This is a genomic window from Mesorhizobium sp. M2A.F.Ca.ET.042.01.1.1 (assembly GCF_003997405.1).
Lineage (GTDB): Bacteria > Pseudomonadota > Alphaproteobacteria > Rhizobiales > Rhizobiaceae > Mesorhizobium.
In genome coordinates this window covers 1-12418 of the sequence record NZ_RZRX01000199.1, presented here as the reverse complement: position 1 = coordinate 12418, position 12418 = coordinate 1, and the positions used below count along the sequence as shown (strand labels likewise).

Genomic DNA, 12418 nt, shown 5'->3' with positions numbered 1-12418 from the left:
CGGCTGCCTCAAGGCCGAGGCCTGACGGCAGCGACGGCGTTTCGATGTAAGTGCCGTTGCGCATCGAGGCTTCGGCGCGGTTCAAGCCCAGTGCCCTGACGCGGATCCGCACCTCGCCAGGACCTGGCGACGGAACCTCCATTTCCTCGATGCGCAGCACCTCGGGACCGCCGTGACTGTGAAAGCGAACAACCCTTGCCATCCATACAACTCCAAATCCATTCGATGGAATGGAACTATGCAGGGGCGTGGAGAGCCGATAAATCGCTGCTCAGGCAGAACAGTCGAAACGGCAGGTTTCCAATATGGATCGCCTCGAAAGCATGGAAGTGTTCGTGAAAGCCATCGACCTCGGCTCGTTCACGGCCGCCGCGGCGGCTCTTGACCTTTCGGGGCCGATGGTCGGCAAGCATGTCCGCTTCCTTGAGGAGCGGCTCGGCGCACGCCTCATCAACCGCACCACGCGCCGGCAGAGCCTGACCGATTTCGGGCGCGCCTATTATGAGCGCTGCAGGATCGTGCTGGCGGAAGCGCAGGCGGCCGATGCGCTGGCAGCCGACCAATTGTCCGAGCCGCGCGGAAAACTGCGGGTGACGATGCCGGCGCATTTCGGTCGCCACTGCGTCACGCCGATCCTGCTCGCGCTCGCGCGGCGCCATCCAACGCTGGAGCTGGACCTGTCACTCAGCGACCGCTTCGCCGATCTCGTCGAGGACGGTTTCGATCTGGCGATCCGTACCGGCGCGCTGGATGATCGGGCCGGCATCATCGGGCGCCGCGTCGCGCGCCAGCGCATGGTCGTCTGCGCTTCGCCGTCCTACATCGAGAGGTTCGGCAAGCCCACCAATCTGGAGGACACCGCCGCCCATCAGGCGATCGTCTACCGGCGCCTTGGCCATGTGTTGCAGCCATGGCTCTTCCCGCGCGATGACGGTACCGTCGCAGAGTTCGCGCCGGTCGGTCGATTGCGACTCGACGATCTCGATGCCATCGCCGACGCGGCGAGCCAAGGCATGGGACTGGCCTGGCTGCCATACTGGCTGGTCCGTGAGCGTGTCGAAGCGGGCAAGCTCGTCCGCGTGCTGCCTGATAAGCCGGACTATCTCTACGATTGCCACGCCCTCTGGCTGCAGACGCCGCATCTGCCGCTGAAGGTGCGGCTGGCCATCGACGCGCTGGCGGCGGGATTGCCGAAGCTGATGAGCTAAAGCGCGTCGCGATCTTTCAGATTCGCTCCATGCGCTTTAGGTTTCTAGTTTTACGCATGTCTTTATCCCGAAACCGGTTCCCACTTTCGGGAGACATGCTCTAGGCCGCTTTGTCGCGATCAGTATCGCCTTCGCCTGATCAAGGCATCTTTAAAGCATTTGAAAAGAAAAAGGCCGGGCGCGAAAGCAGCCCGGCCAAGCATGAAGGTCATAACCTTCAGAGGGGAACATCGCCCGGCGCAATGGGAGGAAAACACCGAGCGATGCTGCCTATTTGGGGTCTCGGCGGCGTATTTTCCACGAACGAAATTCCAAAAAATACCGAGATTGCGAAAAAATCTCGCTTAATCATCGGGAAGTGGTCAGCCGGCGGCCGATGCTTTTTCCAGAAGGTCGGCATAGTGCCGCCGCGCAACGTCGGGATGCGACCTCAGCCGGCTTTTCAGCACGTTGGTTCCGACATTGCGAAACAGCGGGTTGTCTGGGTCGCTGGCCGGGCCACGCGCCTCGGCCGCCAGCTCCTCCGGCAGGTCGAGCAGCGGGATGGTGGCGTCGAGCCGGGCGCTGAAGAAGAACGGCACCGAAATCCGTTCGACGCCGGCGGGCGGCGTGACGACGCGGTGCACGGTCGCCCTGAGATAGCCGTTCGAGGCGAGTTCAAGCAGTTCGCCGATGTTGACGACCAGCGTTCGCGGGATCGGGTCGACATCGACCCAGCTGCCGTCATACTCGACCTGCAACCCCTTGTTCTCGTCCTGAAGCAAAAGGGTGAGGAAGCCGCCATCCTTATGCGCGCCGACGCCCTGGTCGTCGCCGGTCGTGTCGCGGCCGGGATAGCGCACAATCTTCATGCGGTGGTTCGGCTCGCCGCGATAGATGGCATCGAAGGCGTCCTCCGGCTGGTCGAGCGACAGCGCGAAGGCCTTGAGCAACCTGATCGCCACATCGGTCGCCTTGGCCTGCCAGGCGAGCAACGCCGGCTTCAGATCGGGGAGCGCGGCCGGCCACTGGTTCGGGCCCTGCAGCCGCGTCCAGGCCGGCACGCCCGGCCCTTGCGCAATGGTCGCGCGTTCGACGCCGATGTCGAGCTGCTCGCGCCAGTCGGCCTTGCCCCTGGTCAGTTCCCCGCCGGCGCGCGTATAGCCGCGGAACTGCGGCGACTTCGCCATTTCGATGGCGAGCTTGTCGGCTTCCCGCAAGGCGAAGAAGTCGCGCGCGGCACTCAGCACCGCGTCGATCTCCGGCTGGGTGATGCCGTGGCCGCTCAGATAGAAGAAACCGACATCGCGGGCGGCGGTGCGTAGATCAAACAAGAAAGTTCGAAGTTCGGATGGACCCTGCTCCAGGCGGTCGAGATCGAGCACCGGAATTATTCTTGGCATGGTCAGGCTCCTGTTGGCGGCAACTCTATGTCTTCGGATTCCGGACAGAAAATCGCCGCGCGCTTTTCCCGGAATTGCCTTGGCGACCCACCGCACGATGGCATGCGTGTCATTGCGGGTGAAGAAAAGCGCCGACCAATCTCATTGCAAACGGAGCAAGCCAGCGCTCAATTCCCGGTCTTTGCGGCAAATTGCGTTCGGATGCCGCACATCATCCACGATGATCCAGACGAGCGACCAGCCGGTCGCCGATCCACTGGATGCCGCAGACCAGCACGATGAGCACGATGACAACGGCGACCATGACGCTCGTCTCGAAACGCTGGTAGCCGTAGCGGATGGCGAGATCGCCGAGGCCGCCGGCACCGATGGCGCCGGCCATGGCCGAGGCGCCGACCAGCGTCACCAGCGTCACGGTAAAGCCGGCGACGATGCCCGGCAGCGCCTCCGGCACCAGCACCTCGCGGATGATCGTCCAGCGGTTGCCGCCCATGGCGCGCGCCGCCTCGATCAGACCGTGGTCGACCTCGCGCAGCGACACTTCGGCAATGCGCGCGTAATAGGGCGTCGCCGCGATCGACAGCGGCACGATCGCCGCCCAGGTACCGATCGAGGTGCCGACGATCAGCCGCGTCACCGGGATCAGCGCTACCAGCAGGATGATGAAGGGCACCGAACGGAAGCCGTTGATGACGGCGCCGAGGATGCGTTTAACCCAAAGGTTCTCGGCGATGCCGCCGCGATCGGTGGCGACCAGGGCAAGGCCGAGCGGCAGGCCGAAGACAAGCGAGATGAGTCCGGACGCGCCGGTCATCAGCACCGTCTCCCAGATCGAGCGGAGCAGGAGTTCAAACAGGACCGGCGACATGGCCAAGCATCTCCACCCGCGCGCCGCGGTCTTTGAGGAAAGCGATAACGGCCGCCAGATGGGCTGCGTCGGTTCCAGGGACCGCCACGAACAGCGTGCCGACCGGCTGCTGCTGCACATGGTCAATGCCGCCATGCACAAGCCGGAACGCGCCGGGCACGCTGGCGCCAAGCTCGGACAGCAGCGGGCGACGCGCCGCCTCGCCGGCGACGTCGATCCTGACAATCGTTTCGGCGCCTTCGCCCGCCACCAATCGGCTGGCAATCTCGGGCGGCAGTTGCGGCCGGATGCCGCCGAGCAGGCTGCGGGTGATCTCCGACTTCGGATCGGCGAAGACCTGCCAGACGGCGCCCTCCTCGACGATCCGGCCGGCGTCGATCACCGCCACGCGATCGGCGATGGAGCGGATCACCTCCATCTCATGCGTGATCAGCAGGATGGTGAGGCCGAGCCTGGAATTGATGTCCTTGAGCAGCGCCAGGATCGAGCGCGTCGTTTCCGGATCGAGCGCCGATGTCGCCTCGTCCGACAAGAGCAGCGCCGGCCGCGCGGCCAAAGCCCTGGCGATGCCGACGCGCTGCTTCTGGCCGCCCGACAGCGAAGCGGGATAGGCCTTGGCTTTCTCCGACAGGCCAACGAGCTGCAGCAGCTCGGCCGCGCGGGCCATACGTTCGGCGCGCGGGCGCCCTTCGATCTTGAGCGGCAGCGCGACATTGTCCTCGACGGTCTTGGCCGACAACAAATTGAAATGCTGGAATACCATGCCGATGCGGCGGCGCAGCGGCTGCAACTCGCGCTCGCCGAGGCGGCTGATCTCGCGGCCCTCGATGAAGACCTCGCCGGAATCCGTCCGCTCCAGCCCGTTCAGGCAGCGGATCAGCGTCGACTTGCCGGCGCCGCTGCGGCCGATGATGCCGAGGATCTCGCCCTTCTTCACGGTCAGCGAGACGCCGTCGAGCGCCGCCGTCGCGCCGAAGCGGCGCTTCAGATCGACGAGACGGACAACGTCTTCCCGCCCGGTCGGCTCGACGCGGACCGGATCGGCAAGTCCGGCGGTGACGTGCTGGTTCATCTCTATGTCCGTTTCAGTGCCACGCAAACGCGACGGCGGTCCGCTCAACAGCGGACCGCCCATCTCTGCCAACCATGCGCCGGTCAATAGGCGCTGATCCCGGTGCCCTTGTAGACCTTGTCGAACTCGGCCTTGACGGTCTCGTTCTGGTAGGAGGCGACCAGCGTCTTCACCCAGGGCTCGTTCTCGCTTCCGATCTTGACCGCGATGAAGTTGCGGTAGGGGTTGTCGGCCACCGGCTCCTGCGCGATGCGATTTTCCGGGCCGAGGCCGCTCTTCAGCGCCCAGTCGGTGTTGACGATCGCGGCGTCGAGATCGTCGACCGAGCGGCCGACGATGCCGGCGTCGAGCTCCTTGAGCTCGAGCTTCTTCGGGTTCTCCGCAATGTCGGCGGTGGTCGCCAGGATGCCGGTGCCGTCCTTCAGCTTGATCAAGCCTTCATGCTCCAGCACGTGCAGCGCGCGGCCTTCGTTGGACGGGTCGTTGGGCAGGCCGATGACAGCGCCTTCCGGCAGGTCGGCGACCTTGGCGTGCTTCTTCGAATAGAGCCCGATCGGCCAGACGCCGGTATAGCCGACCGGCACGATATGATAGCCTTGGGTCTTGATCTGGTTGTCGAGATAAGGCTTGTGCTGGAAGGCGTTGGCGTCGATCTCGCCGCGCTCCAGCGCCTCGTTGGGCTGCGTGTAGTCGTTGAAGACGACGGTCTCGATGGTCAGCCCTTTCTTGGCCGCCTCGGCGGTGACGACGCGCCAGACATCCTCGTCCTCGCCGCTGATGATGCCGACCTTGATCGCCTTCTTCTCCTCGGCGAAGGACGGCGACGGCGCGTTGAGGCCGATGACGGCCAATGTCGTGGCGAGAAGTGCCGCCAGTCCGGCGCGCCTGGTGATTGACGTGACGAGAGAATTTGAAGCGTTGCCGCGTTCGGACATGATGCGTTCCTTGCAATCCTGAAATCATTTGGGCCTGGCGGGATGCGAAGCCTTGATATCAAGCATCACCAATGCTGCCGGCTCGGGCAAAGAAGCGCATTTCCTCTCGGACGGGAGGCGGAAAATATTCTCTCAAAGATTTTATGACCTGGAGCACATTAGCCGCTGGCAAGCGGATATCGACTACGAGGCGATGGAAACTTGCGCGTCTAAAGCGCGTCGCTCTGAACCGGATTCGAGCGACGCGGCCTTAAGTCTTTGTTCGATGCATGTCGTTGTCCCAGAACCGCTACACACTTCTGGGCGACATGCATCAGGAAGCCCGCCGGGTGACACGCAAGGACGGCCGGCCGTCTGCCGGCAGCGATGAGACGTTGGGCAGGCCTCGCGCTTCCTGCACAGGGTAGCCCAACCGTTGCAGGCTGGCCCGCGCCAGCGCCGCATTGCTGTCGACGACGACCAGTCCGTTCGTGTCGCCGAGGCTGGCCGCCACGACGGACAGTTCCGTGCAGCCAAGCAGGGCGACATCTGCGCTGGCCATTTGCGCCAGATGAAGCGCGCGCTCGGTCTCGGCCGCGGCTTGCGCGATCGAACCGGCCTTGACGAGCATGATCGCGCTGTCGACGCGCTCCTGAAACTCGGCTTCCTGCGGAAGGCAGAGGTCGAAGCCCGCCGCCGATATCCTGTGCTGATAGAAACCGGAAACCAGGGTGCCCCGGGTTGCGAGATTCGCTACCCTGCCCCGGTCCTGGCCGCGGCGGATCTCCGCCACCACGGCATCGCCGATATGGATGATCTCGGCTGACGAGTTCGCGGCGAGCTTGTCGTACCAGTGATGGGCGGTGTTGCAGGGCATGGCGATGCAGGCAACGCCGAGCGCGTTGAGCGCCGAGACCGCAGCGGTCAGCGGGGCCAGCGGCCCGTCATGGTTGCTGAGGATCGCTTCGGTCCTGTCGGGCAGCTGCGGCACGCTGAGGATGACGGAAGGCACATGCTCGTTGTCGCGCAGCGCCTCGGTCATCCGCGTCAGCTTGAAGTAGAAGTCGGCCGACGCGAGCGGCCCGAGACCGCCAATGATGCCGAGCTGCGGACGGATGGCCTCGTCGATCATCGGGCGGGCTCGGCTTCGAGCTCTTGCGCGACGGTTTCAGCGGTCTGCACCGTCTCCCGATGGCTGGGCGCGATCATTGCCGTGCTTGCCGCCACGGTGGAGACGCTGGACAGCGTCATCAGCGTGTCCACGGCCGCGTCCACCGCGACGAACAGGGCGAATGCCGCCTCGAAGGGAAGCTTCAGATAGCCGCAAACGATGGACATCTGCGAGAGGATGAGCAGGCTGCCCATGCCGCCGGTCGTCAGCGCCAGAAGCGCGGAGACGACGCCGACAAGCAGGAGGTCCGGGATCGCCAGCTGATGGCCGTAGAGCTGGGCAATGAACAGGGCGCCGGATGTGTAGACCAGCGCCGGCCCGGTCCGCAGCAGCGCCGCCTGCAGCGGCACGAGCAGCTCGACCACCACCAGGTTGAAGCGCAGCCGTTCGCTCAAAAGATTGATGACCCAAGGCAGCGAGGCGACAGTGGAGCGCGTCGTGATGGCTACCATCAGAAGCGGCTGAAGGGTCTTGATCGTGGCCCAGTAGCTTCGCCGCGAGCGTATAGCGATGATCGCAAACGCGCAGGCGAGGAATGTCAGGCAGGAAAGGCCCATCACCAGTAGATAGCCGCCCATCAGCATCAGCGGCTTGGTGCCGGTCGACGCGGTCTGGTCGGCGATCAGGACGAAGGTTGCGAAGGGCAATCCCCAGACGAACCAGTTGGTCAGCACCGTGCAGGCCCGATACACCGCGTTGAGCGCCTGTGACAGACTCAGCGACGAGGGCTGGGGAATCTTGCCCATCGCCAGCCCGAAAAGCAGGCAGAACAAGAGGACCTGGATGGTCTGGCCCGAGGCCAGCGCGTTGAAAACGTTGTTCGGCACCAGGTCCAGGAAGATCGAATGTCCGCTGTTCGGGTCGCCGGTGGGCGGTGGCGGCTGGAACGGGAAGGCGAGATCGGTGGAGACGCTGCCTTGCGAATTGATGAACTCGCCGAGCTCGATGCGCGACTGCGGGTTCTCGATCTGGCCCGGCTTGAGGATCAGCGAATAGGTGCCGCTGACCAGCACGGCGAGAAACGACACGACCAGCACTGCTAAGCCGACCTTGCCGAGATAGCGGACCGATTTCGGGTCCTGAACCATCGCCGTGATCGAGAAGATGACGGACGAGACCAGATAGGGCAGGACAACCATCTTGAGGAAATTCAGGTAGACCTGCGCGACGGGGCTGATCGCATGGGCGAAGGCCGGGTAGTAGAGTCCGCACAGAATCCCGGCCAGGATCATGATGATCGTCGTTAACGGCGAGCGCAGGATGCGCTTTGCCGCCAGGCGCCAATCGAGAGGCATGGGTGCGGCTGCATCCGAGACGGCCATTGTCAGGCTTTGCTCCCCTGGCGATAGCGCGCAATGATCTCGTCGGTGTTGAGGACCTGCTGGCCCCTTGCCAGATCGAGATAGAGATCGACAAAGGCGGCGAGATGCGGATTGGCCGGGCTGACGCCGACCGCGATTGTGTCGACCTTGTCGGTCAGCGTGATCGAGCGCGCGACGACAGTCATCGACGGGTCGTCGACCATCAGCTTCTTGATCTCGAAATCATCGCGATAAGCAAGGTCGATCGTGCCGTTGCGGATCGCGTCGATGACCGTGTTCCAGCCCGCGAAGCGCTGGATCGTGGCGTGCGGGAAAGTGGCCGCCGCATAAGTGGCGAAGGACGAGCCTTCGATCACGCCGAGATCGCCGGAGAAATCGCGGATGATCTGTTCGGGCGGCTTGCCTTGCGTGATGCGCGCCAGGTTCACGCGATTGGCGAGCAGCCCCTGATGCAGCATGGCATAAGGGCGTGAATAGAGGATCGAGCGGCCGCGCTGAAGCGTGCGGCTGAGCTTGCCGATCGCCAGGTCCGCCTGACCGGAGGTCAGCTTTTGCACCATGCCGTCGAAGGTCACGGCGGACCGGTCGAACACGGGTTCGACGCCAAGCTCCGCGGCTATGCCGCGCGCAAGGTCCATGTCGATACCCTTGTCGCCTGAGCCGTCGGCCGGAAAGAAAGGATCGGAGGCGAAAGCCGGCATGGCGACGCGCAGCTTGTTGTCGCTCACGATGGGTTTTGGAGCGTCTTGCGCCTGGGCCGGCGTGGCCACGGCTTGCGCCTGCGCGATCAGCAGCCCTCCGCCTCCGGCTGCAAACAGCTTGCGACGTGTAAGCGGCATGCCCATTCTCAATTCGCGCAGGAGAGCCGGACAACAGATCTGACCAATCCGCAGTATGCACGCCGAAGTTAAGTAAAGGTATCTTTATTTTTCGCCTTTTTACATTACAGATCGCTAAAATGGCATCATCAAATATGCATATCTTCTAAAATAGCGCAGCCGCGGCGGGGCGCGTTGTTGAAGAGTCCTGTAGTGGGTCGTCAGAACGTCTCGACCCAGGGTCTCAGCTCGACCTCGCAGCTCCAGGCGCTGCGATGCTGGCGATGGACCGCAAGGTAGGTCTCGGCGATCGCGTCGGGCGAGAGGCGGCGGTCCGGACGTTCGGGCTCCGGCGCCTGTCCGGCCGGATCGATCTGGCCGTCGATGATGAAATGCGCGACATGGATGTTCTTCGGGGAAAGCTCGCGCGCCATCGACTGCGCCAGCCCGCGCAGGCCGAATTTCGGCATGGCGAAACCAGCCGAGCCGGAAAAGCCCTTGAGGCTCGCCGTGGCGCCGGTGAACAGGATCGAGCCCGAGCCGCGCGCCAAGAGCCGGCGCGCCGCCTGTTGGCCGACCAGGAAGCCGCCATAGGCACCGACGAGCAAAGCTTGCTTGACCGCCTCGGGATCGAGTTCGGCGATCGGCCCTCGTGTGCGGCCGCTGGCGTTGAAGACGGCGATTTCGAGCGGGCCTGCCTTGTCGGCCGTCTCGAACAGCCGCTCGACGGAGGCTGCGTCCGACACATCGGTTTCGACGGCCAGCGCGTCGGTTTCCTTCGCCAGCGTCGCCAATTTGTCGACATTGCGCGCGGCAAGGACGACGCGCAAGCCTTCCCTGGCGAGAAGCCGCGCCAGCGAGGCGCTTAAGCCGGAGCCGGCGCCAGCGATCAGTGCGACGTTGGCTGCCATGGCATTTCCTCCTTGCAAATCCGACCAGACGTCAGGCGATGCCGACGCCCTTTCTCCGCACAGGCTCGCGCCTTATGCAGCAAGAGGCAAGAAGGGCGTTGCTCCATTTTGGCCGTTCGGCAAAAAACTAGCGACATTGAGGGCTTGCGGCCGTCGCGAAGGGCTTGCCTGCCGGAGTGCTGAAATCACCTCAACTGCCCGACTGCGCGTCACAGTCAAGGGCGGTGTGGAGAGAGATCCAGCAACGCGCGATCGTAGGCATCCATCGCAAGGACCGCCAAGAACAAGTCCTTCGATGTCGTCATTCGCGTAAACCTTTCGAGTCGGGAAAGTGTGACAGAAGTGCGCCGATTGCTCTGCGGCTTTCAATGGGGAGTGAAGACCATCCGGGGTTTTCCATCACTGCGGGGTCATTGAGCCAACCAAGAACGGCCCCAATCCCTCCCTTCGTTACTCCGTCGTCAGTAATTTCGAGTGTAATCCGCTTAAGTATCACACCAGGACCGAAGCTCGCGGCGAGATTGTCAGGATCAACCTTCTGAACGGTTCGCGGCTCGGCGATGTCGAGGAACGTAACAAGCAAGGGATATTTTTTGCGTGGCACGTCTCGTGTCTCACGCAATGTCTCCAACTCAGCAGCCTTGTCCTTGGTGTCCTCGATCTCGGGAAGAAAGATCGTCAAAGTACGATCAAGCTCGTTCCCTAATAGTGCGAACAGGTACTTGCCCGGAGACACCTCAACAAAGGAAGCCTCTCCAATCGTCTTGCTCCCCATGCCGCCAGCGCCTTCTCCGGGCAACCATTTTGGCGTTGTCCCGGCTTTCACCGCCACTACGCTTCCGCGAGAGATGGTTCCCGTTGGCGTTTCGACCTCAAGCGTCAGCCTCTCATGCCATTCCCAATTTTTGAAGCCGAGCGCTAGCCAGCCAGCTATTCCTGTTGCCCACAGCGCTGCCGCAACAATTGCCAGTTTCAGGGCAAGCCGCGCCATCAATGGCTCCTCGCTACCGGCCCGGTTACCACCGCGAGGCTTTTCACCGTCGAGGGCGACGAGGAGAAAGATTTCAGCGCGTCGACAAGGAGGCATCGCCGATCTGACGTTTCGGGTTCCCGCGCGTCCATATTGTCGGCCCCATTTTCCCGATCGCTGTGACAGACTGCAGACGGGAATCTAAAAAAGCACTTAACCTACATTTGTTGTGGCGGGCCTACGATCTTTCGACTTCTTGATGCTCTGGCTCGCATTGCTCATCTGGCACGGTTACGTCGGTTTGAGAGGCGGCGGCACTGGAAACGCTCGTTGCGGCCGTGGCAACGGCAATCGCGGCGTCAGCCATCATGCGTAGCTTGTTCATCTTCATCGAGGCGTTATCCTCCAGCCGATCCGTCCGACACGTGGTTGGACGACGATTCGGGGACAAGACCATGGAACCAATCTGGGCCGTCGGGCTGATGACCGGGACGGTGCTCGACGGCAATATCGACGTGGCGCTGATCAAGACGGACGGCGAGCGCATCGCCGACACCGGCACCTACACGCTGGCCCCCTACCCGCAATCGATCCGCGCCCTACTCGAAGAGACGCTGCGCCAGGCGCGCGCCTGGAATTTCGAAGGGCCGGAGCCGGTTATCTTTCGCGAGGCCGAGGAGGCGCTGACGCGGGCGCAGTCTGCGGCGGTCAGGGATCTGGTCGAGAGCCAGGGCATGCGCATGGCCGATATCGGCATCGTCGGCTTCCACGGCCAGACCGTGCTGCATCGCGCGCCGCAGCCAGGCAAGATCGGAAGGACTCGCCAGCTCGGCGACGGCGAACTGATGGCTTCGCTACTCGGCACCAAGGTGGCCTATGATTTCCGCTCGGCCGATGTCGCGGCGGGCGGGCAAGGCGCGCCTCTGGCCGCCGCCTATCATGCGGCGCTGCTGAAGGAGGCGGACGCCAGCGGCAATACGGCGGTGCTCAATCTCGGCGGTGTCGGCAACATCTCCTGGTGGGATGGCAAGGACAGTATCGTCGCCTTCGACACCGGGCCGGCCAATGCGCCGGTCAATGATTTCATCAAGGCGAAGGGCCTCGGCGAGATGGACCGCGACGGCAGGCTGGCGGCTGCCGGCAGGGTCGATGAGGAACGGCTCGCCAGGCTCTTGCAGCATCCGTACCTGACGAAGCCCTACCCGAAATCGCTCGACCGCTTCGACTTCACCGCGGCGATGGCCGAAGGGCTGAACGCCGAGGATGGCGCGGCGACGCTGACGGCCTTCACCGTGTCGGCCGTCGGCAGAGCGCTCGACCTGTTGCCGCGCCGGCCGAAGCGGCTGGCGGTCAGCGGCGGCGGCCGCCATAACCCGACGATGATGGCGATGCTCGAAAGCCGCGCCAAGGTCGAAGTGGTGCAGGCCGAGACGCTCGGATGGAAGGGCGACGCGGTGGAAGCGGAATGTTTTGCCTTCCTCGCCGTGCGCGTGCTGCGCGGCCTGCCGATCAGCTTTCCGAGCACCACCGGCGCGCCCGAGCCGCTGCGCGGCGGAAAGCTGGCGGGGTAGTTCCTTAACACAGAAGTTTTGACCGGTTGGTTAGTGTGCGTTGGCAGATCCCATGCCTTGGCGATTGGCCGAGCCGCCTGTCGCGGTCGTCATCCACGGGCGCAGCAAGGAGCGAAGCGACGCGCGCAGACCCGAGGATCCATGCCGTGACTTCAAAGCGCCGCGGCGGTCCAGAATTCTGCACCGTTGCACACTTCGGTCCAGGTAACGG

Annotated in this window: 12 protein-coding genes and 1 pseudogene; 2 read left to right on the top strand and 11 right to left on the bottom strand. The window is 63.7% G+C overall.

Annotated features, from left to right (window positions below):
- Positions 1-202 (bottom strand): annotated as a pseudogene (locus tag EOA23_RS25020) (NADPH:quinone reductase); the annotation flags it as partial.
- Positions 203-305: 103 nt separating this feature from the next.
- On the opposite strand from EOA23_RS25020, the gene EOA23_RS25015 reads away from it, so the two are divergent.
- A complete protein-coding gene (locus EOA23_RS25015; RefSeq protein ID WP_127306115.1) occupies positions 306-1208 on the top strand; it encodes a LysR family transcriptional regulator in 903 nt (300 codons plus the stop codon).
- Between the two features lie 362 nt (positions 1209-1570).
- Here the strand turns inward: EOA23_RS25015 and EOA23_RS25010 are convergent, their stop codons facing one another.
- From EOA23_RS25010 to EOA23_RS35780, 10 genes are all read right to left on the bottom strand, one after another.
- Positions 1571-2590, bottom strand: coding sequence for an isopenicillin N synthase family oxygenase (locus tag EOA23_RS25010; RefSeq protein WP_127306114.1), 1020 nt, complete (start codon positions 2588-2590; stop codon positions 1571-1573).
- Between the two features lie 211 nt (positions 2591-2801).
- Positions 2802-3458, bottom strand: coding sequence for a methionine ABC transporter permease (locus EOA23_RS25005; protein ID WP_127306113.1), 657 nt, complete (start codon positions 3456-3458; stop codon positions 2802-2804).
- Entirely contained in the window at positions 3439-4530 is a 1092-nt protein-coding gene (locus EOA23_RS25000; RefSeq protein ID WP_127306112.1) for a methionine ABC transporter ATP-binding protein, read from the bottom strand. Before EOA23_RS25000 ends, EOA23_RS25005 begins: the two co-directional genes overlap by 20 nt.
- An 83-nt stretch (positions 4531-4613) precedes the next feature.
- Positions 4614-5465, bottom strand: coding sequence for a MetQ/NlpA family lipoprotein (locus tag EOA23_RS24995; protein ID WP_127306111.1), 852 nt, complete (start codon positions 5463-5465; stop codon positions 4614-4616).
- A gap of 313 nt (positions 5466-5778) precedes the next feature.
- Positions 5779-6576, bottom strand: a complete 798-nt coding sequence (locus EOA23_RS24990; protein ID WP_127306110.1) for an amino acid racemase — start codon at positions 6574-6576, stop codon at positions 5779-5781.
- A complete protein-coding gene (locus tag EOA23_RS24985; protein ID WP_245474339.1) occupies positions 6573-7910 on the bottom strand; it encodes a cation:dicarboxylase symporter family transporter in 1338 nt (445 codons plus the stop codon). The genes EOA23_RS24990 and EOA23_RS24985 overlap by 4 nt, the downstream gene beginning before the upstream one ends.
- Positions 7911-7939: 29 nt before the next feature.
- A complete protein-coding gene (locus tag EOA23_RS24980; protein ID WP_189341699.1) occupies positions 7940-8776 on the bottom strand; it encodes a transporter substrate-binding domain-containing protein in 837 nt (278 codons plus the stop codon).
- Positions 8777-8976: 200 nt separating this feature from the next.
- Complete coding sequence (locus EOA23_RS24975; RefSeq protein ID WP_127306108.1) at positions 8977-9666, bottom strand: SDR family NAD(P)-dependent oxidoreductase; 690 nt, start codon at positions 9664-9666, stop codon at positions 8977-8979.
- A gap of 301 nt (positions 9667-9967) precedes the next feature.
- Positions 9968-10657 carry a hypothetical protein gene (locus tag EOA23_RS24970; RefSeq protein WP_127306107.1) on the bottom strand — a complete coding sequence of 230 codons (690 nt, stop codon included), beginning with the start codon at positions 10655-10657 and terminating at the stop codon, positions 9968-9970.
- A 217-nt stretch (positions 10658-10874) separates the two neighbouring features.
- Positions 10875-11027, bottom strand: coding sequence for a hypothetical protein (locus tag EOA23_RS35780; RefSeq protein ID WP_189341698.1), 153 nt, complete (start codon positions 11025-11027; stop codon positions 10875-10877).
- Between the two features lie 64 nt (positions 11028-11091).
- Here EOA23_RS35780 and EOA23_RS24965 point away from each other — a divergent pair, with 64 nt between their 5' ends.
- Positions 11092-12207 (top strand): anhydro-N-acetylmuramic acid kinase, encoded by a 1116-nt coding sequence (locus EOA23_RS24965; RefSeq protein WP_127306106.1) that lies wholly within the window; start codon positions 11092-11094, stop codon positions 12205-12207.
- Positions 12208-12418 lie beyond the last annotated feature (211 nt).

What these genes read in the sequence shown, in the direction of transcription:
- EOA23_RS25015 (WP_127306115.1), top strand. Translation starts at nt 306, where the DNA reads ATGGATCGCCTCGAAAGCATGGAAGTGTTCGTGAAAGCCATCGACCTC.
- EOA23_RS25010 (WP_127306114.1), bottom strand. Translation starts at nt 2,590, where the DNA reads ATGCCAAGAATAATTCCGGTGCTCGATCTCGACCGCCTGGAGCAGGGT.
- EOA23_RS25005 (WP_127306113.1), bottom strand. Translation starts at nt 3,458, where the DNA reads ATGTCGCCGGTCCTGTTTGAACTCCTGCTCCGCTCGATCTGGGAGACG.
- EOA23_RS25000 (WP_127306112.1), bottom strand. Translation starts at nt 4,530, where the DNA reads ATGAACCAGCACGTCACCGCCGGACTTGCCGATCCGGTCCGCGTCGAG.
- EOA23_RS24995 (WP_127306111.1), bottom strand. Translation starts at nt 5,465, where the DNA reads ATGTCCGAACGCGGCAACGCTTCAAATTCTCTCGTCACGTCAATCACC.
- EOA23_RS24990 (WP_127306110.1), bottom strand. Translation starts at nt 6,576, where the DNA reads ATGATCGACGAGGCCATCCGTCCGCAGCTCGGCATCATTGGCGGTCTC.
- EOA23_RS24985 (WP_245474339.1), bottom strand. Translation starts at nt 7,910, where the DNA reads ATGCCTCTCGATTGGCGCCTGGCGGCAAAGCGCATCCTGCGCTCGCCG.
- EOA23_RS24980 (WP_189341699.1), bottom strand. Translation starts at nt 8,776, where the DNA reads ATGCCGCTTACACGTCGCAAGCTGTTTGCAGCCGGAGGCGGAGGGCTG.
- EOA23_RS24975 (WP_127306108.1), bottom strand. Translation starts at nt 9,666, where the DNA reads ATGGCAGCCAACGTCGCACTGATCGCTGGCGCCGGCTCCGGCTTAAGC.
- EOA23_RS24970 (WP_127306107.1), bottom strand. Translation starts at nt 10,657, where the DNA reads ATGGCGCGGCTTGCCCTGAAACTGGCAATTGTTGCGGCAGCGCTGTGG.
- EOA23_RS35780 (WP_189341698.1), bottom strand. Translation starts at nt 11,027, where the DNA reads ATGAAGATGAACAAGCTACGCATGATGGCTGACGCCGCGATTGCCGTT.
- EOA23_RS24965 (WP_127306106.1), top strand. Translation starts at nt 11,092, where the DNA reads ATGGAACCAATCTGGGCCGTCGGGCTGATGACCGGGACGGTGCTCGAC.